Consider the following 22,961-nt stretch of genomic DNA (forward strand, 5'->3'; position numbering starts at 1 on the left):
AGTTAAGCACCGTCATACCCCTTAAAAAAGTGGCATACCCGCCGATTGTCCGGCGCTTTTGCCCTCTAAAGGGTGCAACAACCGACGCTCCAACACCGCCTGCAATGCCTCGAAACGCACAGGCTTGGCCAGGCGCTCGGAAATCCCGATGCCATGGCACCCCTCACGTTCCGACACCTTCAGCGACGTGCTCAAGGCAATCACTGGTAATTCGCCACAGCCCGGCAGCGCACGAATCTGACAGCACAACGAGAAACCACCCTCGGGAATATCCAACAGCACTGCGTCGAAATCCGCCGCCTGCAACGCCGCCAACGCGTTCGGGCCGCTGTCCACGGTTTTCACCCGGTAACCGAGCTTGAGCAGCATGCCGCGCACCGCCAACTGGCCGACGCTGTTGTCATCCACCAGCAGCACCGAGCACTCCTGGGGCGCACGTTGCTTGTCCGGCGCTGGCTTGGACTCGGGCGCGACCGGGCGGACCTCCACCTCCAGTTGGAAGCGGCTGCCTTTGCGCGGTTCGGAATGATGGGTAAGGCGCCCGCCCAGCAGCTCGATCAGTTGCCGGCAGATGGCCAGGCCGATGCCCAGGCCACCGTATTCACGGGTGGTGGAGCCATCCAGCTGGAAGAAGCGCTGGTACAGGGTGGCCTCGTCAAGGAAAGCAAAGCCGATCCCGGTATCGGTGACGATAAAGCTCAGGCGCAGGAGGCCGTCGCTGTGGGGCACGCCAACCACCCGCAGGCGCACCGAACCTTCGTGGGTGAATTTAAAGGCGTTATCCAGCAGGCAATCGAGGCACTGCAACAGTTTGTCGGCGTCGCCCAGCACACGGTCCGGCAGCTCGTCCGCCACGTCGATGGAAAACGCCAGGCCCTTGCTCTGGGCGCTGGCGCTGAACTGCTGGCGCAAGGTGTCGAGCGTACCGCGCAGGCTGAACACCTTGGGCTGTGCAACCAGGCGCCCGGCCTGCAGCTCGGTGAGGGTAAGGATACCGTTGACCATGCGCATCATGTCCCGCGCCGAGCCGGCGGCGGTTTGCTGGTATTGCGCCATGTCCGCATCCAGCGGCACCGTCTGCATGAGTTCGAGGGAGCCGATCACGCCGTTCATCGGGGTGCGCAATTCGTGGGTCAGGGTGGCGAGGAATTCATCCTTCAGGCGGTTGCTGCGGGCCAATTGCAGGTTGAGCACTTCGAGCTTCTGGCTGGCATCGAACAGGATCTGCGCCTGTTGCTCGCGCATCGCGTTGATGCGGTCTGCCAGGGCCAGGGACAACAGCGCCACTTCGATCGCCGAACCGATCTGGCTGGCGTACATGGTCAGGAACACATTCGGCAGGTAGCCCAAAACCATCAGGGTATTCACCACCCCGCCGAGCAGGAACGCCGACCAGGCGATGATGAAATAGCGCGCCACCCGCTGCCCGCAATACCAGGCCTTGATGGCTGCGACAAAGATGGTCACGGTAAACACCAGTGCCAAGCCGGTGGCCAGGCGCAGCGCTAGCGCATAGCTGGTCATCAACGACAGCAGCATCACCACACCGCCGCACGCCACCAGCGCCAGCAACAGACGGTTGATCCAGCGACTGTGCTGGGCCGTGTGCAGAAAGCTGCGCGCAAACAGGCTGCCGAACAACGCCGCCGAGCCAATCAGGAACGGTGTCGCGGCATTCGCCCACCACGGGTTGTCCGGCCAGAAGTACTCCACTGCCGCGCCATTGACCGACAGCTGGTACATGCCGAATGAAGCGATATACAGGATGTAATAGAGGTAGCTGGTGTCGCGCACGCTGAGATAGATGAACAGGTTGTACACCAGCATGCCCAGCAACACGCCATAGATCAGGCCCAACACATACAGGCGCAGCGGCTGTTGCTCCAGATACGCGGTGCTGGACCACAGCGTCAACGGCGCCTGGATCGAGCCTTCGCTTTGCAGGCGCAGGTAGACGGTTTTTGCTTCGCCCGGCGTGAAGTCGAGCTTGAACAGGTAGTTGTTCTGGCGAATCTCACGGGCGGCAAACGGCAACGCATCCCCTGTGCGCCCGGCGAGGCGATAGGTGCCGGTGCTGTCGGGCAGGTACAGATCCAGATGGTCGAGCGGCGGGTAGGCCAGCTCCAGCAACCAGGTACGCTGAGCTTCGGGATTCTTGGGCAGGTAGTGCAGATTGACTTTGAGCCAGAACACCGAACGTGAGTAACCGGCATTGAGCGTGTCTTTATCGTGGGATTTGAATAGCGTGACGGCGGAGGGTGCGCTGACATCGGCGATGGTGAGGGCATCGGTGGGGTCTTCGAGCACTTGCAGGGCTCGCCCCAGCGGCAGGCTTCGCGTGTCCTGGTTGAACTCAATGGCGCTGGCGAGCATCGGCAGCCCGCACAACAATAAAATCAGCAAATAGCGCATAGAGCCCCAGCGTGGCCTGTCCGGTTATGTCAAAAAGCCCCCCATTCCTTTTGAGAAGACGTATACCGGCAATACAGTTAGTCGTTTGGATCCACTCTAGCATAGCCACTAAAGGCTATTAGACACCATTGAAATAATTTTTTGAAAGGCTCTAGAACGGGGCTTTCAGCAATTCGCGCGCACTCATTTGGGTTGCTGAAACCTTCCACCCGCGGTGAAAATCCTCCTTCGCGCAACAGCCCCGCCAAAAGCGTTTGGTGGTAAGCTCGCGCACCATGAATATCTACAGCTCTCGCCCCGTTGTCCTCTGTCTCTCCGGCCATGATCCCAGTGGTGGCGCCGGCTTGCAGGCAGATATCGAAGCCCTGCTCGCCCAGGGTTGCCATGCGGCTCCGGCCGTCACCGCGCTGACTGTGCAGAACACGGTCAACGTCAGCGATTTCCGCGTGCTCGACCGCGAGTGGGTGCTGGCCCAGGCCAATGCCGTGCTCGCCGACTCCGAAGTGGCGGCGGTCAAGCTCGGCATGCTCGGCTCCACCGCGATGGTCGACACCGTGGTCGAACTGTTGCAGGCGCATCCGCACCTGCCGGTGGTGTGCGACCCGGTACTGCGCGCCGGCGGCGGCGGCAGCCTGGGCAAGGACGAAGTGGGCTATGCGATGCGCGAGCGGCTGTTGCCGTTGTCACTGATTGCCACACCGAACCTGCCGGAAGCTCGCATCCTTGCCGAACTGCCTGAAGGCACGGCGGACGAGTGCGCCGAGAAGCTGTTGCCGTTCATCAAACACCTGCTGATTACCGGTGGGCATGGCGATGAGCACGAAGTGCATAACCGACTGTATAGCCGTGACGGCACACGTCAGACCTTTACCTGCCAGCGCCTGCCCGGTAGCTATCACGGTTCGGGCTGCACGCTGGCCAGCGCACTGGCTGGGCGTCTGGCCCAGGGCGAAGGCCTGGCCAGCGCCGTGCAATCGGCCCTCAACTACACTTGGCGCACCCTGCGTGACGCCGAACAACTCGGCCAGGGCCAGTTTGTGCCGCGCCGTCTGCCGCTGGATTTCTGCTCTTAACAGCACGAGGCCTGCCTGATGAAACTACGTGGCCTTTACGCCATTACCGACAGCCAACTGTTGGCCGGCAAATTCCTCGCCTACGTCGAAGCGGCGCTGGACGGTGGCGTGACCCTGCTGCAATACCGCGACAAAAGCAGCGACGAAGCCCGGCGCCTGCGTGAAGCAGAGAAGCTGCGAGAGCTGTGTTCGCGCTACAAGACCCAACTCATTATCAACGACGACGCCGAACTGGCCGCACGCCTCGGCGTCGGCGTGCACCTGGGCCAGACCGACGGCCCGCTGACCCCGGCCCGCGCCCTGCTTGGCTCCAAGGCCATCATCGGTTCCACCTGCCACAGCCAGATCGAACTGGCCGAGCAGGCGGCCAAGGAAGGCGCCAGCTACGTCGCCTTCGGTCGTTTTTTCAATTCCAACACCAAGCCCGGCGCGCCTGCCGCCACTGTCGAGATGCTGGCCCAGGCCCGGGCGCGCCTGCAGTTGCCAATCTGCGTGATCGGCGGCATTACCCTGGAGAACGCCGAGCCCCTGGTGGCCCACGGTGCCGACCTGCTGGCGGTGGTGCACGGCCTGTTTGGCGCCGACACAACCCAGGAAGTCACGCGCCGAGCCCGCGCGTTCAACGCCCTTCTTAAGATTTGATTTTAGAGAGCCTCATCATGTCCCGTTCCGAAACGCTGTTTGCCAATGCCCAGAAACACATCCCCGGCGGTGTGAACTCCCCCGTGCGTGCGTTCAAGAGCGTGGGCGGTACGCCGCTGTTCTTCAAGCATGCCGAAGGCGCCTACGTCACCGACGAAGATGACAAGCGCTACGTGGACTACGTGGGTTCCTGGGGCCCGATGATTCTCGGCCACAGCCACCCGGACGTGCTGGATGCGGTGCGCAAACAGCTGGAACACGGCCTGTCCTACGGCGCGCCGACCGCCATGGAAACCGAGATGGCGGACCTGGTCTGCTCGATCGTACCGTCGATGGAAATGGTGCGCATGGTCAGCTCCGGCACCGAAGCCACCATGAGCGCGATCCGCCTGGCCCGTGGTTTCACCGGCCGCGACAGCATCATCAAGTTCGAAGGTTGCTACCATGGCCACTCCGACAGCCTGTTGGTCAAGGCCGGTTCCGGCCTGCTGACCCAGGGCGTGCCAAGCTCGGCCGGTGTACCGGCGGCGTTTGCCAAACACACCCTGACCCTGCCGTTCAACGACATCGCCGCCGTCGAGCAGATGCTCAATGAAGTGGGCCAGGATGTGGCGTGCATCATCGTCGAACCGGTGGCCGGCAACATGAACTGCGTACCGCCGGCGCCGGGCTTTCTCGAAGGCCTGCGCGAGCAGTGCGACAAACACGGTGTGGTGCTGATTTTCGACGAAGTGATGACCGGTTTCCGCGTCGCCCTCGGCGGCGCCCAGGCGCACTACGGCGTCACGCCGGACCTGAGCACCTTCGGCAAGATCATCGGCGGCGGCATGCCGGTGGGCTGCTTCGGCGGCAAGCGCGAGATCATGCAGCACATCGCGCCGCTGGGCCCGGTGTATCAGGCGGGCACCTTGTCGGGTAACCCACTGGCCATGGCCGCCGGCCTCACCACCCTGCGCCTGATCAGCCGCCCAGGCTTCCACGCCGAGCTGACCGACTACACCACACGCCTGCTCGACGGCCTGCAACAGCGCGCCGATGCCGCTGGCATTCCATTTGTCACCACCCAGGCCGGCGGCATGTTCGGCCTGTACTTCAGCGGCGCCGACGATATCGTCACCTTTGATGACGTGATGGGCAGCGATGCCGATCTGTTCAAACGCTTCTTCCACCTGATGCTGGAAGGCGGCGTGTACCTGGCACCGAGCGCTTTCGAAGCCGGCTTCACCTCGATCGCCCATGGCGAAGCCGAGCTGAAACTGACCCTCGACGCCGCCGAACGCGCCTTCGCCGCACTGAAGTAATAGGCCGCAACCATCAGGCACCGCGCAAACGGTGTCTGATTTGCTACTTTGCTTACAGATATTTCCGAGTTTTTCCGAGAATTCACCTGCAATCCGGCAGATAACTTGCCCAAGCAGCAGAAAAACGAGTAAAGACTTTGTAAGCAGAGGCCTGCTTATTTCATAATGCGCGCTTATTGGATCCCCCGAGGGTCCGCGTGCCCCGTCAGAGGTAAGTCGATTCCCATGAAACGCACCGGCCGCACCCTGGTACTGGGCTGCCTGTTGCTCCTTCAGCCGCTGCTGGCACATGCACAAGCAGGCGGCAACTCGTTGTTAATCCCAGCGATGGGTCGTTGCACCCTCAATACCCAGCCAGACAGCCAGGCCGAAGCCCTGAGCGCGTGCCAGAAACAGGCCGACGGCGGGGATGCGCAGGCGCAATACGAGTTGGGCGAGTACTTCCACGACAGCAAGAACCCTGCCCGCGACCTCAACAAGGCCTTGAGCTACTTCGAGAAAGCCTCGTTGCAGGGCCATGCCCAGGCGCAATTCCAACTGGGCAACATGTTCTTCAAGGGCGAAGGGGTGCCGGCCAATAACGTCCAGGCGTATATCGTGCTGAAAATGGCCGCGGTCAACGGCGCTGAAGACGCGCTGGACACCGCCGACGAAGTCGCCGAGCACATGCAGCGCGATGAACTGGAAGTGGCGACCCAGGTGCTGGGCCAGATTTTCCGCAATTACCTTTTGGAACTGCAGAGCGCCGATGGGCGTTCGCCCTTCTCACCCCTGCCCTGACAGCCGCCTTACTTCTCCGGCATTGGCATCGGAAATGGCATCACATTGCTGGTACCCCGTGCCTCGCTGATCTTCGGCGTGCCCAAGCGCTCGACTTCATCGATGCGCACAATCGAATGCATCGGCACAAAACTGCGCACCACGCCTTCGAACTGCGCCTTGAGCTTCTCTTCGCCCGGGTCGACAACCAACTGGGTGCGCTCGCCAAAGACGAACTCTTCCACCTCCAGGAAACCCCACAGATCACTTTGATAGATCTGCTTGGCGTACATTTCGAACACCTGGCCCTGGTTGAGGAAAATCACCTTGTAGATTGGAGCTTCACGTTTGGTCATGGTGGGCGAACAACACATCGGGGATATAAAAGAGGGCGCGAACTATAGCATGGCACCCGATGCACAACGCTAGGAACCAATGGGCATGCCCCCTATAATGCGCGGTTCTTTACCACCAGTTGACGATTCCCATGGCCAAGAAGCTTTACATCGAAACCCACGGTTGCCAGATGAACGAGTACGACAGCTCGCGCATGGTCGATCTGCTGGGCGAACACCAGGCCCTGGAAGTCACCGCCCGCGCCGAAGATGCCGACGTAATCCTGCTCAATACCTGCTCGATCCGCGAGCGGGCCCAGGACCGTGTGTACTCGCAGTTGGGCCGCTGGCGCGAATTGAAACTGGCCAACCCGGACATGGTGATCGCCGTCGGCGGTTGCGTGGCCAGCCAGGAAGGTGCCGCGATCCGCGACCGCGCACCTTATGTCGACGTAGTTTTCGGCCCACAGACCCTGCACCGCCTGCCGGAAATGATCGATGCCGCGCGCGTCACCAAGCTGCCACAGGTGGATGTGTCGTTCCCGGAAATCGAAAAATTCGACCACTTGCCCGAGCCGCGTATCGACGGGCCAAGCGCCTACGTATCGGTGATGGAAGGCTGCAGCAAGTACTGCACCTTCTGCGTGGTGCCCTACACCCGCGGTGAAGAAGTCAGTCGGCCGTTTGACGACGTGCTGTCGGAAATCATCCACCTGGCCGAAAACGGTGTGCGTGAAGTGACCCTGCTGGGCCAGAACGTCAATGGCTATCGCGGCCAGACCCATGACGGCCGCCTGGCCGACCTGGCGGAGCTGATCCGCGTGGTGGCGGCCGTGGACGGTATCGAGCGCATCCGCTACACCACCTCACACCCGCTGGAGTTCTCCGACAGCCTGATCCAGGCCCACGCTGAAGTCCCGGAACTGGTCAAGCACCTGCACTTGCCGGTGCAATCGGGCTCGGACCGCATCCTCGCAGCCATGAAGCGCAACCACACCGCCCTGGAATACAAATCCAAACTGCGCAAATTGCGCGCAGCGGTGCCGGGCATCTGCATCAGCTCGGACTTTATCGTCGGTTTCCCCGGCGAGACCGAGAAAGACTTCGAGCAGACCATGAAGCTGATCGAAGACGTCGGTTTCGACTTCTCCTACTCGTTCGTCTACAGTCAACGCCCCGGGACCCCGGCGGCCGACCTGGCGGACGAGACCCCGGAAGCGTTGAAAAAAGAGCGCCTCAATGCGCTGCAACACCGCTTGAACCAGCAGGGTTTCGAGATCAGCCGACAAATGGTCGGGTCCATCCAGCGCATCCTGGTCACCGACTATTCGAAAAAAGACCCGGGCGAATTGCAGGGGCGTACCGAGAACAACCGAATCGTAAACTTCCGCTGCGATAATCCGACCCTGATCGGCCAGTTTGCCGATGTACATATCGATGCGGCGCAACCGCATTCGTTGCGTGGCTCGTTGATCCAATAACCCATCAATGGGTCTGACTGATGGAGATCAAAATGTGGGAGCGGGCTTGCTCGCGAATGCGGTGTATCAGTCAATACATCTGTTACTGAGAGACCGCATTCGCGAGCAAGCCCGCTCCCACATTGGCACTGCGCAACATTCCGATAACGTAAGTGCTTTCGTACCCGCGCCACTGGCGTTATTCTCTATTTCACCTCAACAGCCAAAGGGCGGCTAAAAACAACCTTGAACGCACCCATCGCAGAACCCCATCGTTTTCTCCTCGAGCCGTTTGAGGCTCGCCGTTTCGCCAATCTGTGCGGACAGTTCGACGAGCACCTGCGCCTGATCGAACAACGCCTGAGCATCGAGATCCGCAATCGCGGCAATCAGTTCGAGCTCATTGGTGAACCCCAACACACCACGTCCGCAGAAAACCTGCTGCGTCGCCTCTACCGTGAAACCAAGGGTAGCGAGCTGTCGCCGGAAACCGTGCACCTGTACCTGCAGGAATCGGCCGTCGAAGACCTGGCCAACAACCCCGTGGCTGAAGCCAGCGTGGCCCTGCGTACCAAAAAAGGCATGATTCGCCCGCGCGGCTTGAATCAGCAGAAGTACGTCAAGGAAATCCTTGGCAACGACATCAACTTCGGCATCGGCCCCGCCGGTACCGGCAAGACCTACCTGGCCGTGGCCTGCGCGGTCGATGCGCTGGAACGCGAGCAAGTGCGCCGCATCCTGCTGGTACGCCCGGCGGTCGAGGCTGGCGAGAAGCTCGGCTTCCTGCCCGGTGACCTCGCCCAGAAGATCGACCCGTACTTGCGCCCGCTCTACGACGCGCTGTATGAGATGCTCGGCTTCGAATACGTGGCCAAGCTGATCGAACGCCAGGTGATCGAGATCGCCCCGCTGGCCTACATGCGCGGTCGCACCTTGAACAACAGCTTCATCATCCTCGACGAAAGCCAGAACACCACGGTCGAGCAGATGAAGATGTTCCTCACCCGCATCGGTTTCGGCTCCACCGCCGTGATCACCGGCGACATCACCCAGGTCGACCTGCCCAAGGGCACCAAGTCGGGCCTGGGCCAGGTGATCGAGGTGCTCAAGGACGTGCCGGGCATCAGCTTTACGCACTTCATGCCCAAGGATGTGGTTCGCCACCCGCTGGTACAGCGCATCGTCGAGGCCTACGAGCGCTTCGAACACCGTGACGACGGGCTGTCCAAGGACGTTCGCCGCGATGCTTGAGCTAGACCTGCAGCTGGCCACCGAAGCGCCCGCCCCCAGCGAAGCCCAGTTCCGTCAATGGTGCGCCCTGGCCCTGCGCCAGCGCACCGCCGACTCGGAACTGACCATTCGCCTGGTGGACGAGCCCGAAGGCCGCGAACTGAATCACACCTGGCGCCAAAAGGATTACGCGACCAACGTGCTGTCCTTCCCCGCCGACGTGCCGGATGAGCTGCTGGATATCCCGTTGCTGGGCGACCTGGTCATCTGTGTCGCGGTGGTGGAGCGCGAAGCGAAGGAACAAGGCAAGGAACTTGAGGCCCATTGGGCCCATCTAGTCATCCACGGCTGCTTGCATCTCTTGGGTTACGACCATATAGACGATGACGAAGCCGAGGAAATGGAAACACTGGAACAAACGTTGCTTGCAGAACTGGGTCATCCGGACCCTTATGCCGACGACGAAACTTAAAAACACTCAACTGTAACAACAAAGGATTCAGAGTAATCGCTATGAGCGAAGACCGATCGAGCAACGGGCAGAAGTCATGGCTGGGTAAACTGACCCAGGCTTTTGCCCACGAGCCGAAAAACCGCCAGGAGCTGCTGGAGCTGCTGCGCGAGGCCCATCAGAACAAGTTGCTGGACAGCGAAGCGCTGGCCATTGTCGAGGGCGCCATCCAGGTGGCTGACCTGCAAGTGCGGGACATCATGGTCCCGCGCTCGCAGATGATCAGCATCAAGGCGACCCAGACCCCACGGGAGTTCCTCCCGGCCGTGATCGACTCGGCGCACTCGCGCTACCCGGTGATCGGTGAAAGCCATGACGATGTCATGGGCGTCCTGCTGGCCAAGGACCTGCTGCCGCTGATCCTCAAGGAGAACGGCGACAGCTTCAACATCAAGGACCTGCTGCGTCCGGCCACCTTCGTGCCTGAGTCCAAGCGCCTGAATGTGCTGCTGCGCGAATTCCGCGCCAACCACAATCACATGGCCATTGTGATCGACGAATACGGCGGCGTAGCTGGCCTGGTAACGATTGAAGACGTGCTCGAACAGATCGTCGGCGATATCGAAGACGAACACGACGTCGAAGAAGACAGCTACATCAAGCCACTGCCCAGCGGTGACTTCCTGATCAAGGCGCTGACGCCGATCGAGAACTTCAACGAGTTCTTCGACAGCGAATTTTCCGATGACGAGTTCGATACCGTGGGCGGCCTGGTGATGAGTGCGTTTGGCCACTTGCCAAAACGTAACGAAACCACCGAGATCGGCGCGTATCGCTTCCGAATCCTGAATGCCGATAGCCGTCGCATTCACCTGATCCGCCTGACACCCATTGCCCGCTAAGGAATGACATGCAGCGCCTAACTCGCCCCGGCTGGCCCGGTAATTTGCTGGCCGTGGTGGCCGGCGCCATCACCACCCTGGCGCTGGCGCCCTTCGACCTATGGCCGTTTGCGCTGGTGGCGGTCGGCCTGTTCTATGTCGGGCTGCGAGAACTGACGCCACGCCAGGCGCTGGGCCGTGGCTGGTGTTTCGGCTTCGGCCTGTTTGGCGCGGGAACCAGCTGGATCTACTACAGCATCCACCACTTCGGCGGCGCTTCGGTGTTGCTGGCGGGGTTCCTGATGCTGTTGTTCACCGCCGCCATCGCCTGGTTCTTCGCCCTGCCCGCCTGGTTGTGGGCGCGCTGGTTGCGCCGCAACGAAGCGCCGCTGGCGGATGCGCTGACATTCGCAGCGTTGTGGGTCGGCCAGGAGGCGTTTCGCGGCTGGTTCCTTACCGGGTTCCCGTGGCTGTACTCCGGCTACAGCCAACTCGACGGCCCCCTCACCGGCCTCGCGCCGCTGGGCGGGATGTGGCTGATCTCCTTTGCCCTGGCACTCACCGCCGCCCTGCTGTGCAACCTGCCGCGCCTGCTGGCCGGCAGGCGTAACGCGTTTATCGGTGCCGGCCTGGTGTTGCTGGTAGCACCCTGGGCGATCGGCCTGGCGCTCAAGCATCACGCCTGGACCAGTCCGTCTGGCGCGCCGCTGAGCGTAGCCGCCATCCAGGGCAACGTTGAACAGAGCATGAAGTGGGACCCGGAGCAGCTCAACGCGCAGCTCGCGCTGTATCGCGACATGAGCTTCAGTTCCAAGCGTGTCGATTTGCTGGTATGGCCGGAAACGGCGGTGCCGGTGCTCAAGGAGTCCGTCGAGGGCTACCTGGGCATGATGGGCAAGTTCGCCGCCGACCGGCACTCCGCGCTGATCACCGGGGTACCGATCCGCCAGGAAGTGCACCACCAGAAGCGCTACTTCAACGGCATCACCGTGGTCGGCGAAGGCGACGGCACCTACCTCAAGCAGAAACTGGTGCCGTTCGGTGAGTACGTGCCATTGCAAGACATGCTGCGCGGCCTGATTGCCTTCTTCGACCTGCCGATGTCGGACTTCGCCCGCGGCCCCTCGGACCAGGCGATGCTGCAGGCCAAGGGCTATCAGATTGCGCCGTTCATTTGCTACGAAGTGGTGTACCCGGAATTCGCCGCCGGCCTGTCGGCGCAGAGCGATCTGCTGCTGACCATCAGCAACGACACCTGGTTCGGCCGCTCGATTGGCCCGTTGCAGCACCTGCAAATGGCGCAGATGCGTGCACTGGAGGCGGGGCGCTGGATGATCCGCGCCACCAACAATGGCGTGACCGGCCTGATCAACCCGTTCGGGCAGATCACTGCGCAGATCCCGCAATTCGAACGTGGGATCCTCTACGGCGAAGTGGTGCCGATGCACAACCTCACGCCGTACCTGCAATGGCGTTCGTGGCCACTGATCATCCTGTGCCTGGGGCTGTTCGGCTGGGCACTGCTGGCTGGCCGCATGTCCAAAACCGTCTGACAGATAAACACAAACCCAATGTGGGAGGGGGCTTGCCCCCGATGGCTGTGTATCAGTATCAGATGTACTGACTGACACTCTGCTATCGGGGGCAAGCCCCCTCCCACATGTTGATCTGCCGTGTTATCGGTAAAACAACCGATAGCCTATCTGCCCCACCGCCTCATTGATCAACTGCCCACTGCGCCATACCGACACAAACTCCGGCATCCAGCCACCCAGTGGCCGGGCGTTGTCCACGCCCAGGAACCCCACCGGCGCCGGCACCACGGTAAAACCGGCTTTCTCGAAGCTCCACACCGAACGCGGCATGTGCCAGGCCTGGGTCACCACCACCACGCGCTTGATGCCCTGGGGCAAGAGAATTTCTGCGCTCATCTGCGCGTTTTCCCAGGTGGTTCGGCTGCGCTCTTCCTTCCAGCGCACCGTCACGCCGAAGTCATCCTGCATCGATACCGCCATCAACTCCGCCTCGCTGGGCGGCGTGCCGTAATGCAGGCCGCCGGTCGTCAGCACCGGCAACCCGGAAGCCTTGGCCAGTCGCGCGGCATAGCGCTGGCGCTCAAGGCCGATACCCGTAGGTTGGTCGGCGCCCCAAGCCGGGTCACCGCGCTCACGTCCGGAGCCCAACACCACGATTGCATCGGCGCGCTGTGCCAGCGTCGACCAGTCTTCTCGCGCCAACGGCGGTTCGGTCTCCAGGGCACGTGCGCCCCACTCAACCATCACCGGCAGGCTGATCAGCCACATGCCGCCAAACCCCAGCGCAAAGCAGCAACCCGCCAAGCGTGGCCGGCTGCGCCGAAACCACCAGGCAAGGGCCAGCAGCAGCAAGAAAATGCCGGGCGGCAGGAGCAGTTGTTTAATGAAGTAACGAATAGGCATCGGGCATCTCCAAAGATGCCCGAAGCCTAAGGTGTAACTGGGTTTAGCGACAATCTTTACCGTGACATGACGCGAAGGTGTTGCTCTGGGGGAGTGAACTACTTGTAGCGTACGAAGCGGCGTTTTTCCGGGCCGCGACCGACCGACAAGTCCTTGAGCCACACCACCTTGGCAGAGTGCGTGGGCTCCTTGGGTGGCGGGGTTGCCACCAGAGGAGGCGCACCGCGCCCATTCCGTTCCAGATAAGCCTTGATCAGTTCCAGCTCCGCGCGGGTCAAACCACGCAGTTCCAACTCCACAGGCCGCTCATCACGCAATCGGCCCGCTGTCCTCGCTGCATCCAATGCACGACCCAATCGGTCGATCAGTCCTTCGTAGATTTCCGGTTTCGTTACGATTCGCTGCGATTCAACCATCCCCTCACCTCATTGAAGAAAGACTTGCTCCCCAATAAACAGCGTAGCCCCCGTGGCTGCGCCTGCCCGGCGCCGCGACAGACGGCCCTGCCAGAGCAATCAGGGTTTCCCTCGATAGAGTGGGGTCATGTATGCTACGGCGCTTCCTGTAACTCCACTTCCCGCAGGGTTTGGGCACGGACGCGCCGCTTTTTGGTGTCGATCAACCTGAATGTTGCACCGAAGAGGATTAGGCCACCCCTATTCAGTTCAAAAGTAGCCATGCACGAACAATATCAGCCCCGTGAAATAGAAAATGCCGCCCAAACCTTCTGGGACGAGCAAAAGTCCTTTGAAGTCAGTGAACAGCCAGGCAAGGAGACTTACTACTGCCTATCGATGTTCCCTTACCCCAGCGGCAAGCTACACATGGGGCACGTGCGTAACTACACCATCGGCGACGTGATTTCCCGTTACCAGCGCATGCAAGGCAAGAACGTCCTGCAACCCATGGGTTGGGATGCCTTCGGCATGCCGGCGGAAAACGCCGCGATGAAAAACAACGTGGCGCCCGCCAAGTGGACCTACGAAAACATCGCCTACATGAAGTCCCAGCTGCGCAGTCTGGGTCTGGCGGTGGACTGGTCCCGCGAAGTCACCACCTGCAAGCCGGACTACTACCGCTGGGAACAATGGCTGTTCACCCGCCTGTTCGAAAAAGGCGTGATCTACAAAAAGAGCGGCACCGTGAACTGGGACCCGATCGACCAGACCGTCCTTGCCAACGAGCAAGTGATCGACGGTCGCGGCTGGCGCTCCGGCGCGCTGATCGAAAAGCGCGAAATCCCGATGTACTACTTCAAGATCACCGCCTACGCGGATGAACTCTTGTCGAGCCTCGACGACCTGCCGGGCTGGCCGGAACAGGTCAAGACCATGCAACGCAACTGGATCGGCAAGTCCAAGGGCATGGAAGTGCAGTTCCCGTACAACGTCGACTCGATCGGCGCAGCGGGCGCACTCAAAGTATTCACTACCCGTCCGGACACCCTGATGGGCGCGACCTACGTTGCGGTCGCCGCCGAGCACCCACTGGCCACCCAGGCCGCGCAGAACAACCCTGAGCTGCAGGCGTTCATCGCCGAATGCAAAGGCGGCAGCGTGGCCGAAGCCGACGTCGCCACCCAGGAGAAAAAAGGCCTGCCCACCGGGCTGTTTGTTGAACATCCATTGACTGGCGAGAAGTTGCCGGTATGGGTCGCCAACTACGTGCTGATGCACTACGGCGATGGCGCAGTAATGGCTGTGCCGGCCCACGACGAGCGCGATTTCGAATTCGCCACCAAGTACAGCCTGCCGATCAAGTCCGTGGTGCGCACCAGCTCGGGCGATACCAACCCGGCCCCGTGGCAAGACGCCTACGGCGAGCACGGCACGCTGATCAACTCCGGCGAGTTCGACGGCCTGGATTTCCAGGGCGCTTTCGACGCCATCGAAGTGGCGCTGGTCAAGAAAAACCTCGGCGCCTCGCGCACCCAGTTCCGCCTGCGCGACTGGGGCATCAGCCGCCAGCGCTACTGGGGCTGCCCGATCCCGATCATCCACTGCCAAAGCTGTGGCGACGTGCCAGTACCGGAAGACCAACTGCCGGTCGTCCTGCCGGAAGACGTGGTGCCGGACGGGGCCGGTTCGCCGCTGGCGCGCATGCCCGAGTTCTACGAGTGCAGTTGCCCGAAATGCGGCGCGCCTGCCAAGCGTGAAACCGACACCATGGACACCTTCGTCGAGTCCTCGTGGTACTACGCCCGTTACGCCTCGCCGCACTATGAAGGCGGCCTGGTAGAGAAATCCGCGGCCGACCACTGGTTGCCGGTTGACCAGTACATCGGCGGTATCGAACACGCCATCCTGCACCTGCTATACGCGCGCTTCTTCCACAAGCTGATGCGCGACGAAGGCCTGGTGAGCTCCGATGAGCCGTTCAAGAACCTGCTGACCCAGGGCATGGTGGTCGCCGAGACCTACTATCGCCGTGAAGCCAACGGCGCCTACACCTGGTTCAACCCGGCTGACGTCGAGCTTGAGCGCGACAGCAAAGCCAAGGTCATCAGCGCCAAGCTGATCGCCGACGGCCTGCCGGTGGAAATCGGCGGCACCGAGAAGATGGCCAAGTCGAAGAACAACGGCGTTGACCCGCAGTCGATGATCGATCAGTTCGGTGCCGACACCTGCCGCCTGTTCATGATGTTCGCCTCGCCGCCTGACATGAGCGCCGAATGGTCCGACTCCGGCGTCGAAGGCTCGCACCGTTTCCTCAAGCGCGTCTGGCGCCTGGCGCACGCTCATATCAGCCAAGGCCTGCCGGGCAAACTGGATGTGGCCGCCTTGAGCGACGAGCAGAAACTCATTCGCCGCAGCACCCACCTGGCCATCAAGCAAGCCAGCCAGGACGTAGGCCAGAACCACAAGTTCAACACCGCCATCGCCCAGGTGATGACGCTGATGAACGTACTGGAAAAAGCGCCACAAGTGACTGAGCAGGATCGTGCACTGGTACAGGAAGGCCTGGAAACAGTCACCCTGCTGCTGGCGCCGATCACGCCGCACATCAGCCACGACCTGTGGAACCGTTTGGGCCACAGCGACGCCGTCATCGATGCGCGCTGGCCGGTGCAGGATGACAGCGCCCTGGTACAGGACACGCTGCAACTGGTGATCCAGGTCAACGGCAAACTGCGTGGTCAGATCGACATGCCGGCCACGGCCAGCCGCGAAGACGTCGAGGCGGCTGCCCGCGTCAACGAGAACGTGCTGCGCTTTACCGAAGGCCTGACGATCCGCAAAGTGATCGTGGTGCCTGGCAAACTGGTCAATATCGTCGCGAGCTAATCGGATCGGGCGCAGGGTTTGGGCCCTGCGTCGAACAAAGCCTTCAGGGCCTCGATAAGGCCCACATGGTTTCAAGGGGAGCAACAAAATGATTAAACGCAATTTGCTGGTGATGGGCCTTGCCGTGCTGCTGAGCGCTTGCGGCTTCCAGCTGCGCGGTACCGGCACCAATGACCTGACGATCAAGGAACTCGACGTCAGCGCCCGCAACGCCTACGGCGATACGGTGACGCAGTTGCGTCAGGTGCTGGAAAACAGCGGCGTGCACGTCTATACCGGCGCGACGTACAAACTGTTCCTGGTGGACGAGAGAGAAACCCAGCGTAACCTGAGTTACGCCAGCGCCGGGCGTGCGTCCGACATCGAACTGAACACTGCGCTCAACTTCGAAATCCAGGGCCGCGATCATCTGCCGCTGATGGGTGACAAGATCCAGGTGCAGAAAGTGGTCAGCCACGATGGCAACAACCTGGTGGGTTCGGATTCCGAAATCCAGCAAGTGCGCAAGGAAATGCGTCGCGAACTGGTACAGCGCATGGTGCTGCGCCTGTCCATGCTGACTCCGGAACAACTGGAGACCCTGCAGCAACAGGCTGACAACAAGGCCAAGGCCGACGCCGACGCGCTGAAAGCCGCCAAAGAGTACGAAGACAACACGCCGAAACAATCGCCTGTTGAAGTCCCTGTCGAGTAAGCCAGACGGGGCGCCCCAAGCGCCCCGTTTACCCTGCCTATGAAACTCGCCCCCGCCCAACTCGCCAAACACCTGCAAGGTGGCCTTGCGCCTGTCTACATCGTCAGCGGTGATGATCCGCTGCTGTGTCAGGAAGCCGCCGACGCCATTCGCACTGCGGCACGCCAGCAAGGTTTCGACGAACGCCAGGTCTTCAGCGCCGACGCCAGCTTCGACTGGGGCACGCTGCTGCAGGCCGGTGCAAGCATGTCGCTGTTTGCCGAGAAGCGCCTGCTGGAACTGCGCCTGCCTTCAGGCAAGCCTGGCGACAAGGGCGCAGCCGCCCTGATGGAATACTGCTCGCGCCCCGCCGAAGACACGGTGTTGTTGATCAGCCTGCCCAAGCTTGATGGCAGCGCGCAGAAAACCAAGTGGGGCAAGGCGCTGGTAGAAGGCGCACAGACCCAGTTCATCCAGATCTGGCCGGTGGACAGCAGCCAGTTGCCGCAATGGATTCGCCAACGCCTGTCCCAATCGGGGCTGTCGGCAACCCAGGACGCGGTCGAGTTGATCGCCGCCCGGGTTGAAGGCAACTTGCTGGCCGCTGCCCAGGAGATCGAAAAGCTCAAGCTGATGGCCGAAGACGGGCAGATTACCGTCGAGACCGTCCAGGGCGCTGTGGCCGATAGCGCGCGCTTCGATGTGTTCGGGCTGGTGGATGCGATCCTCAACGGTGAGCCCGCTCACGCCCTGCGCATGCTCGAAGGCCTGCGCGGCGAAGGCGTGGAACCGCCAGTGATTCTCTGGGCCCTGGCCCGTGAACTGCGGGTGCTGGCCAATATTGCCCTGCAATACAGCCAGGGTACGCCGCTGGACAAATGCTTCAGCCAGGCCAAGCCGCCAGTGTGGGACAAGCGCAAACCCTTGATGAGCAAAGCGCTGCAACGGCACTCGGCGCAACGCTGGGCGCAATTGCTGCTGGAAGCGCAGCGCATCGACGCGCAGATCAAGGGCCAGGCCGCTGGTTCACCGTGGATGAGTCTTAGCCGCTTGTCGCTGTTGATGGCCGGTCAGCGCCTGACCCTGCCTGCCGAATAAACCCTCTCTCAAAAACACCACAAATCCAATGTGGGAGCGGGCTTGCTCGCGAAGGCGGTGCGCCATTCAACACATCAGGGTCTGACGCACCGCATTCGCGAGCAAGCCCGCTCCCACAGTTTTGACCGTGCCCACTTTTCCTACACTTCGCCGAGCTTTACAGCGGCAGAACTTCGGCAGATCATTTGCGCCACTCCACCCATCCCAAGCGAGTAAAAACCATGAGCAAAAAGCCATCCAAGCATGGCCCCAACAAGGCCAAATCCATCATCGCCCAGCCACTGTTCCGCAGCCGTCAGGAACGCGCCGGCAAGGGCAAAGGCAGCTACCGCCGCGAAGCCTTCCAGTCTAATAGCTGGGAGGCTTCTTACTTTCTGGCTGCCTGAAGGCAAGCAGCCCTCTGGCATGATAAGGTCTGCACCTGATTTGCAATCCCTGGACCTGTGCATGCCCTCTAGTCTTTCCCGTCGTTGGCACTTTCGCCAACTGATCGCTGCCTCCAGCCTCATTCTGCTCGTCGCCTGCGCGGAGAAACCCACCGCCGCCGACGCTCAACCGCTGCCCAAGCTCCAGACCGCCCCTGTGATTGCGCCCGCTGTCGTGGCCCCGCTGGCCGTGGACAATCTTGATATCCAACCGACCCAGACCTTTGCCGAATGGCAAGCGGCCTTCCGCGTGCAAGCACTGCAGGCCGGCATCACCGCCGCCGTGTTCGACACCGCATTCGCCAACGTCACCCCCGACATGGCGGTGATCCGCGCCGACCGCAGCCAGCCGGAATTTTCCCGCCCGGTGTGGGAATACCTCGACGGCGCCCTGTCGCCCGTGCGCGTGCGCAACGGCCAGGCGTTGCTGGTCAAGTACGCCGACATCCTGCAAAGCATCGAACAACGTTATGGCGTCGACCGCCAGGCGCTGGTGTCAGTGTGGGGCATGGAGAGTAACTTCGGCCAGTTCCAGGGCAACAACTCGGTAATCCGCTCGCTGGCGACCCTGGCCTACGAAGGCCGTCGCCCGGCATTTGCCCAGGCGCAGTTGCTGGCGGCGCTGCAGATCATCCAGCACGGTGATATCCAGGCTGACCAGATGAAAGGCTCCTGGGCCGGTGCCATGGGCCAGACCCAATTTATCCCGACCACCTACAACACCCACGCCGTGGACTTCGATGGCGACGGTCGCCGCGATATCTGGAACAGCCCGGCAGACGCCCTCGCCTCCACCGCACACTACCTGCAAAGCTCCGGCTGGCAGAGAGGCCAGCCGTGGGGTTTTGAGGTGAAACAATTGCCGGCGAACTTCGACTACGCCCTGGCCGATGGCGGCATCCGCAAGACGGTCGCAGAATGGCTGAAACTGGGCATCCAACTGCCACCGGGTGCGAGCATGCCACCCAACGTCGACCAACTCTCCGCTGCCCTGCTGTTACCGGCCGGTTATCGCGGCCCGGCGTTCCTGGTGCTGGATAACTTCCGTGCGATCCTCAAGTACAACAACTCGTCGTCCTACGCTTTGGCGGTCGGCCTGCTGTCGGAACGTTTCGGTGGCGGCGGCGTGATTCGTGGCGATTGGCCGAAAGATGAATTGCCATTGAGCCGCTCGCAGCGCATCGACTTGCAGACGGCCTTGAGTGCCAACGGCTATGACGCGGGCAACCCTGACGGGATTATCGGCGCCAATACACGCAAGGCGATTCGTGCGGCGCAGCAGGCCTTGGGCTGGCCGGCGGATGGGTATCCGACGGTGAAGCTGCTGGAGTCGTTGCAGAACCGCTAGATTGGCTTATGGCGGCTATTGCTATCGGGGGCAAGCCCCCTCCCACATTTCGACAGCATTCCATTGTGGGAGGGGGCTTGCCCCCGATGACGGCCTGACAGGCCGCAAAAACTCAGGCTTTGAACACTACATCCTGCTCCAACACCAACCGCTGCTCCCCCGCATCCAACCGCACCAATGCGCCCATCGGCAACGTCAGGTTCGGGTCACAATGCCCACTGCGCCAACCGGACAACACCGGGATGCGCAACGGCTCGAAGGTCTGCTTGAGCAAGCGCTCCAACGCAACCTTATCCACACCCGCCACGTCCCCTACCAGTACACCGGCAACCTGCGCCAGCTTGCCCGCCAGGCGCAGGTGCGTCAGCAGGCGGTCGATGCGGTAGATCGGCTCGTTGACGTCCTCGATCAACAGGATGATGCCTTCTGCGTCGATCTCAAAGGGTGTGCCCATGACTGCCGCGATCATCGACAGGTTGCCGCCCAGCAAGCGCCCACAGGCGATGCCAGGCTCGATTGTAGTCAGCGGGTATGCCACCGGGTGCATCAATTCGCTGCCAGCACCCAACTGGCCGCGCAGCAGGCTGAACAATGAAGACTCGGTAGGCGGTTGCTTGTCGCCCAACAGGTCGGCGTTGAGCATCGGCCCGTGGAAGGTCACGAAACCCGCGTAGCGGCTGATTGCCAGATGCAGCGCTGTGATGTCGCTGTAACCCACGAAGGGTTTGGCATTGGCACGCAGCAGGTCGAAGTCCAGGCTATCGAGCAGACGCGGCGTGCCGTAGCCGCCGCGCAGGCAGAAGATGGCGTCGACGTCAGGGTCGGCGAAGGCTTTGTGCAGGTCGTTGAGGCGGGTTTCATCGCTGCCGGCGAGGTAGCCGTCGCGTTCGTAGACACCTGGGAAAATGCGCAGGTCGTAGCCGCGGGAGCGCATCCATTGGCCGGCTTTTTCGACGTCCAGGGTGGCGGGGCCGGCGGGGGCGATCAGGGCGATGGTGCCTTCGGAGCGAAGGGCAGGTACGGCGACAGTCATCCTCAATTCTCCTTAACCAACGCAGAACCAAATGTGGGAGCGGGCTTGCTCGCGAATACGGAGTGTCAGTCACCTGATTAGTTGACTGACACTCCGTATTCGCGAGCAAGCCCGCTCCCACACAAGCCCGCATCCACATTCAATTGCGGTGCGAGTTACGAAACCAGGCTCGCCTTGACCAGCTTGGCCTGCTCGTCCGCATGGTACGAGGAGCGCACCAGCGGGCCAGACGCCACGTTCTTGAAGCCCATCTTGTAGCCTTCCTCGGCGAACCAGGCGAAGGTGTCCGGGTGCACAAAACGCTGCACCGGCAAGTGGCTGCGGGACGGTTGCAGGTATTGGCCCAGGGTCAGCATGTCGATGTCGTGTTCGCGCATGCGTTTCATGACTTCGATGACTTCTTCGTCGGTCTCGCCCAGGCCCAGCATCAGGCCGGACTTGGTCGGGATGTGCGGCATCATCTGCTTGAATTTCTGCAGCAGGGTCAGCGACCACTGGTAATCCGAACCTGGACGCGCAGCCTTGTACAGGCGTGGCACGGTTTCGAGGTTGTGGTTGAACACATCAGGCGGCTCGGCGGCGGTGATTTCCAGCGCCACGTCCATACGGCCACGGTAGTCCGGGACCAGGGTTTCGAGCATCACGTTCGGCGACAGCTTGCGGATTTCGCGAATGCAGTCGGCAAAGTGCTGGGCACCACCGTCACGCAGGTCGTCGCGATCTACCGAAGTGATCACCACGTACTTGAGGCGCAGGTCGGCGATGGCGATGGCCAGGCTTTCCGGCTCGTTGACGTCCAGTGGCTTCGGACGTCCGTGGCCGACGTCGCAGAACGGGCAGCGACGGGTGCAGATGTCACCCATGATCATGAAGGTGGCGGTGCCGCCGGAGAAGCACTCACCCAGGTTAGGGCAGGAGGCCTCTTCGCACACGCTGTGCAGCTTGTGCTTGCGCAGCAGCGCCTTGATACGGTCGACTTCCGGCGAAACCGGGATGCGCACGCGGATCCAGTCTGGTTTCTTCGGCAGTTCGGTGGTCGGAATGATCTTCACCGGGATGCGTGCAACCTTCTCGGCGCCGCGCAGCTTGACGCCGGCTTCCACCTTGGCACGCGGGGCCGGGGCTGGGCGTTCGGTAACGTCCACCGTCGGGATCATGGTTTGCACTGCATCAGTAGTCATAATCAGTCGATTCCGCCCGTCAGGGTCGTCTGCTCAGCATAGTCGAGGTGTTTGACGAGCTGCGCACGCAGCCGGGCACTTACCTCGGCAAATTTAATCGGTGTGGCGTGGTCACTCAGTTGCGTCATTGCCAACCCGGCATAGCCACACGGGTTGATCCGCCGGAACGGCGCCAGGTCCATGTCCACGTTCAGGGCCAGGCCATGAAAGGAACAGCCGTGGCGAATACGCAGCCCCAGGGAGGCGATTTTCGCGCCATCAACGTACACACCCGGCGCATCCGGCTTGGCTGCGGCGCTCACGCCGTAACTGGCCAGCAGCTCGATCAGGCAAGCCTCCATGCGGCTGACCAAGTCGCGCACGCCGAACCCCAGCTTGCGCACATCCAGCAGCAAGTAGGCCACCAGTTGACCCGGCCCATGGTAAGTCACTTGGCCACCTCGGTCGACCTGCACCACCGGAATTTCCCCCGGCAGCAGCAGATGTTCGGCCTTGCCGGCCTGGCCCTGGGTAAACACCGGTGGGTGTTCCACCAGCCAGATCTCATCGGGGGCCGAGGTGCCGCGCTCGTTGGTGAAGCGCTGCATGGCGTGCCAGACGGGCTCGTAGTCCATCCGGCCGAGCTCGCGAAAGCCCAGGACCTGTGACATCACAGCACCATGTGCACGAAGCCGGTGGCCCGCAGTTCACTGTTGATGTTGTAGAGCTGGTCCTGATCCGTCGCAACGATGTGCAACTGGATCGTGGTGTATTTGCCGGTTGAACTGGAGCGTTCATCCACGCGCTGATCGTTGATCGTTGCGTGTTTACGCACGATCTCAAGGATCAGGTCTTTACGGCCGACACCGGTATCGCTGATCACCTTGATGGGATAGTCCACCACCGGGAATTCGATCTTTGGCGCCTTTACTTCTTTATCGGTCATGGCGTAACGGCC

The 22,961-nt window shown here is 61.6% G+C and carries 22 protein-coding genes; 14 read left to right on the forward strand and 8 right to left on the reverse strand.

Going from position 1 to position 22,961, the window contains the following annotated elements; genetic code table 11:
* Positions 1-21: 21 nt before the first annotated feature.
* On the reverse strand, positions 22-2,412 hold the full coding sequence (locus BLR69_RS17675; protein WP_071493662.1) for a hybrid sensor histidine kinase/response regulator: 2,391 nt from the start codon (positions 2,410-2,412) through the stop codon (positions 22-24).
* Positions 2,413-2,687: 275 nt separating this feature from the next.
* Here BLR69_RS17675 and BLR69_RS17680 point away from each other — a divergent pair, with 275 nt between their 5' ends.
* The 4 genes from BLR69_RS17680 (at position 2,688) to BLR69_RS17695 (ending at position 6,208) form a co-directional block, all read left to right on the forward strand.
* Positions 2,688-3,485 (forward strand): hydroxymethylpyrimidine/phosphomethylpyrimidine kinase, encoded by a 798-nt coding sequence (locus tag BLR69_RS17680; RefSeq protein ID WP_071493663.1) that lies wholly within the window; start codon positions 2,688-2,690, stop codon positions 3,483-3,485.
* Between the two features lie 18 nt (positions 3,486-3,503).
* A complete protein-coding gene (gene thiE, locus BLR69_RS17685) occupies positions 3,504-4,127 on the forward strand; it encodes a thiamine phosphate synthase (protein WP_071493664.1) in 624 nt (207 codons plus the stop codon).
* 17 nt (positions 4,128-4,144) lie between these two features.
* Positions 4,145-5,428, forward strand: coding sequence for a glutamate-1-semialdehyde 2,1-aminomutase (gene hemL / locus BLR69_RS17690; RefSeq protein ID WP_016973898.1), 1,284 nt, complete (start codon positions 4,145-4,147; stop codon positions 5,426-5,428).
* Positions 5,429-5,653: 225 nt separating this feature from the next.
* Positions 5,654-6,208 carry a tetratricopeptide repeat protein gene (locus BLR69_RS17695; protein WP_071489908.1) on the forward strand — a complete coding sequence of 185 codons (555 nt, stop codon included), beginning with the start codon at positions 5,654-5,656 and terminating at the stop codon, positions 6,206-6,208.
* 8 nt (positions 6,209-6,216) lie between these two features.
* On the opposite strand, the gene BLR69_RS17700 is transcribed toward BLR69_RS17695, so the two are convergent.
* The gene (locus BLR69_RS17700; protein WP_003194436.1) at positions 6,217-6,543 is read right to left on the reverse strand and encodes a DUF1820 family protein; all 327 of its coding nucleotides are present in this window, start codon (positions 6,541-6,543) and stop codon (positions 6,217-6,219) included.
* 131 nt (positions 6,544-6,674) lie between these two features.
* Between BLR69_RS17700 and miaB the strand changes: the two genes are divergently transcribed.
* From miaB to lnt, 5 genes are all read left to right on the forward strand, one after another.
* On the forward strand, positions 6,675-8,003 hold the full coding sequence (gene miaB, locus BLR69_RS17705) for a tRNA (N6-isopentenyl adenosine(37)-C2)-methylthiotransferase MiaB (protein WP_071493665.1): 1,329 nt from the start codon (positions 6,675-6,677) through the stop codon (positions 8,001-8,003).
* A 225-nt stretch (positions 8,004-8,228) separates the two neighbouring features.
* On the forward strand, positions 8,229-9,233 hold the full coding sequence (locus tag BLR69_RS17710; protein ID WP_058427759.1) for a PhoH family protein: 1,005 nt from the start codon (positions 8,229-8,231) through the stop codon (positions 9,231-9,233).
* On the forward strand, positions 9,226-9,684 hold the full coding sequence (gene ybeY, locus BLR69_RS17715) for an rRNA maturation RNase YbeY (protein ID WP_058427760.1): 459 nt from the start codon (positions 9,226-9,228) through the stop codon (positions 9,682-9,684). The genes BLR69_RS17710 and ybeY overlap by 8 nt, the downstream gene beginning before the upstream one ends.
* Before the next feature lie 41 nt (positions 9,685-9,725).
* Positions 9,726-10,565, forward strand: a complete 840-nt coding sequence (locus BLR69_RS17720; RefSeq protein ID WP_010206772.1) for an HlyC/CorC family transporter — start codon at positions 9,726-9,728, stop codon at positions 10,563-10,565.
* A gap of 8 nt (positions 10,566-10,573) precedes the next feature.
* Positions 10,574-12,097, forward strand: coding sequence for an apolipoprotein N-acyltransferase (gene lnt, locus BLR69_RS17725; RefSeq protein ID WP_071493666.1), 1,524 nt, complete (start codon positions 10,574-10,576; stop codon positions 12,095-12,097).
* 123 nt (positions 12,098-12,220) lie between these two features.
* Here the strand turns inward: lnt and BLR69_RS17730 are convergent, their stop codons facing one another.
* Together BLR69_RS17730 and BLR69_RS17735 are read right to left on the reverse strand one after the other, a co-directional pair.
* Positions 12,221-12,982, reverse strand: a complete 762-nt coding sequence (locus BLR69_RS17730) for a YdcF family protein (protein ID WP_071493667.1) — start codon at positions 12,980-12,982, stop codon at positions 12,221-12,223.
* 98 nt (positions 12,983-13,080) lie between these two features.
* Positions 13,081-13,398: a hypothetical protein gene (locus tag BLR69_RS17735; protein ID WP_058427763.1), complete on the reverse strand. Its 318-nt coding sequence runs from the start codon at positions 13,396-13,398 to the stop codon at positions 13,081-13,083.
* A 261-nt stretch (positions 13,399-13,659) separates the two neighbouring features.
* Between BLR69_RS17735 and leuS the strand changes: the two genes are divergently transcribed.
* From leuS to BLR69_RS17760, 5 genes are all read left to right on the forward strand, one after another.
* Positions 13,660-16,266, forward strand: a complete 2,607-nt coding sequence (gene leuS / locus BLR69_RS17740) for a leucine--tRNA ligase (RefSeq protein WP_071493668.1) — start codon at positions 13,660-13,662, stop codon at positions 16,264-16,266.
* An 88-nt stretch (positions 16,267-16,354) separates the two neighbouring features.
* A complete protein-coding gene (locus BLR69_RS17745) occupies positions 16,355-16,960 on the forward strand; it encodes an LPS-assembly lipoprotein LptE (RefSeq protein WP_071493669.1) in 606 nt (201 codons plus the stop codon).
* A gap of 39 nt (positions 16,961-16,999) precedes the next feature.
* Positions 17,000-18,037: a DNA polymerase III subunit delta gene (holA, locus tag BLR69_RS17750; protein ID WP_058427766.1), complete on the forward strand. Its 1,038-nt coding sequence runs from the start codon at positions 17,000-17,002 to the stop codon at positions 18,035-18,037.
* A gap of 221 nt (positions 18,038-18,258) precedes the next feature.
* On the forward strand, positions 18,259-18,423 hold the full coding sequence (arfA, locus tag BLR69_RS17755; RefSeq protein ID WP_003176285.1) for an alternative ribosome rescue factor ArfA: 165 nt from the start codon (positions 18,259-18,261) through the stop codon (positions 18,421-18,423).
* 61 nt (positions 18,424-18,484) lie between these two features.
* A complete protein-coding gene (locus tag BLR69_RS17760; RefSeq protein ID WP_071493670.1) occupies positions 18,485-19,810 on the forward strand; it encodes a lytic murein transglycosylase in 1,326 nt (441 codons plus the stop codon).
* Between the two features lie 112 nt (positions 19,811-19,922).
* Here the strand turns inward: BLR69_RS17760 and BLR69_RS17765 are convergent, their stop codons facing one another.
* From BLR69_RS17765 to BLR69_RS17780, 4 genes are all read right to left on the reverse strand, one after another.
* Positions 19,923-20,843 carry a S66 peptidase family protein gene (locus BLR69_RS17765; RefSeq protein ID WP_071493671.1) on the reverse strand — a complete coding sequence of 307 codons (921 nt, stop codon included), beginning with the start codon at positions 20,841-20,843 and terminating at the stop codon, positions 19,923-19,925.
* 155 nt (positions 20,844-20,998) lie between these two features.
* The gene (gene lipA / locus BLR69_RS17770) at positions 20,999-22,000 is read right to left on the reverse strand and encodes a lipoyl synthase (protein WP_166794335.1); all 1,002 of its coding nucleotides are present in this window, start codon (positions 21,998-22,000) and stop codon (positions 20,999-21,001) included.
* A 26-nt stretch (positions 22,001-22,026) separates the two neighbouring features.
* Positions 22,027-22,674 (reverse strand): lipoyl(octanoyl) transferase LipB, encoded by a 648-nt coding sequence (gene lipB / locus BLR69_RS17775; RefSeq protein ID WP_058427770.1) that lies wholly within the window; start codon positions 22,672-22,674, stop codon positions 22,027-22,029.
* Entirely contained in the window at positions 22,674-22,949 is a 276-nt protein-coding gene (locus BLR69_RS17780) for a DUF493 domain-containing protein (protein ID WP_015886061.1), read from the reverse strand. Before BLR69_RS17780 ends, lipB begins: the two co-directional genes overlap by 1 nt.
* Positions 22,950-22,961 lie beyond the last annotated feature (12 nt).

It is taken from the genome of Pseudomonas azotoformans, from assembly GCF_900103345.1.
GTDB lineage: Bacteria > Pseudomonadota > Gammaproteobacteria > Pseudomonadales > Pseudomonadaceae > Aquipseudomonas > Aquipseudomonas azotoformans.

Excerpts from the sequence above, each read along its gene's own strand:
- BLR69_RS17735 (WP_058427763.1), bottom strand. The coding sequence starts at position 13,398 with ATGGTTGAATCGCAGCGAATCGTAACGAAACCGGAAATCTACGAAGGA.
- lnt (WP_071493666.1), top strand. The coding sequence starts at position 10,574 with ATGCAGCGCCTAACTCGCCCCGGCTGGCCCGGTAATTTGCTGGCCGTG.
- BLR69_RS17760 (WP_071493670.1), top strand. The coding sequence starts at position 18,485 with ATGCCCTCTAGTCTTTCCCGTCGTTGGCACTTTCGCCAACTGATCGCT.
- BLR69_RS17765 (WP_071493671.1), bottom strand. The coding sequence starts at position 20,843 with ATGACTGTCGCCGTACCTGCCCTTCGCTCCGAAGGCACCATCGCCCTG.
- arfA (WP_003176285.1), top strand. The coding sequence starts at position 18,259 with ATGAGCAAAAAGCCATCCAAGCATGGCCCCAACAAGGCCAAATCCATC.
- BLR69_RS17745 (WP_071493669.1), top strand. The coding sequence starts at position 16,355 with ATGATTAAACGCAATTTGCTGGTGATGGGCCTTGCCGTGCTGCTGAGC.
- BLR69_RS17720 (WP_010206772.1), top strand. The coding sequence starts at position 9,726 with ATGAGCGAAGACCGATCGAGCAACGGGCAGAAGTCATGGCTGGGTAAA.
- holA (WP_058427766.1), top strand. The coding sequence starts at position 17,000 with ATGAAACTCGCCCCCGCCCAACTCGCCAAACACCTGCAAGGTGGCCTT.
- hemL (WP_016973898.1), top strand. The coding sequence starts at position 4,145 with ATGTCCCGTTCCGAAACGCTGTTTGCCAATGCCCAGAAACACATCCCC.
- thiE (WP_071493664.1), top strand. The coding sequence starts at position 3,504 with ATGAAACTACGTGGCCTTTACGCCATTACCGACAGCCAACTGTTGGCC.
- BLR69_RS17780 (WP_015886061.1), bottom strand. The coding sequence starts at position 22,949 with ATGACCGATAAAGAAGTAAAGGCGCCAAAGATCGAATTCCCGGTGGTG.
- BLR69_RS17680 (WP_071493663.1), top strand. The coding sequence starts at position 2,688 with ATGAATATCTACAGCTCTCGCCCCGTTGTCCTCTGTCTCTCCGGCCAT.
- lipB (WP_058427770.1), bottom strand. The coding sequence starts at position 22,674 with ATGTCACAGGTCCTGGGCTTTCGCGAGCTCGGCCGGATGGACTACGAG.
- BLR69_RS17700 (WP_003194436.1), bottom strand. The coding sequence starts at position 6,543 with ATGACCAAACGTGAAGCTCCAATCTACAAGGTGATTTTCCTCAACCAG.
- BLR69_RS17695 (WP_071489908.1), top strand. The coding sequence starts at position 5,654 with ATGAAACGCACCGGCCGCACCCTGGTACTGGGCTGCCTGTTGCTCCTT.
- BLR69_RS17730 (WP_071493667.1), bottom strand. The coding sequence starts at position 12,982 with ATGCCTATTCGTTACTTCATTAAACAACTGCTCCTGCCGCCCGGCATT.
- miaB (WP_071493665.1), top strand. The coding sequence starts at position 6,675 with ATGGCCAAGAAGCTTTACATCGAAACCCACGGTTGCCAGATGAACGAG.
- BLR69_RS17675 (WP_071493662.1), bottom strand. The coding sequence starts at position 2,412 with ATGCGCTATTTGCTGATTTTATTGTTGTGCGGGCTGCCGATGCTCGCC.
- ybeY (WP_058427760.1), top strand. The coding sequence starts at position 9,226 with ATGCTTGAGCTAGACCTGCAGCTGGCCACCGAAGCGCCCGCCCCCAGC.
- lipA (WP_166794335.1), bottom strand. The coding sequence starts at position 22,000 with ATGATCCCGACGGTGGACGTTACCGAACGCCCAGCCCCGGCCCCGCGT.
- leuS (WP_071493668.1), top strand. The coding sequence starts at position 13,660 with ATGCACGAACAATATCAGCCCCGTGAAATAGAAAATGCCGCCCAAACC.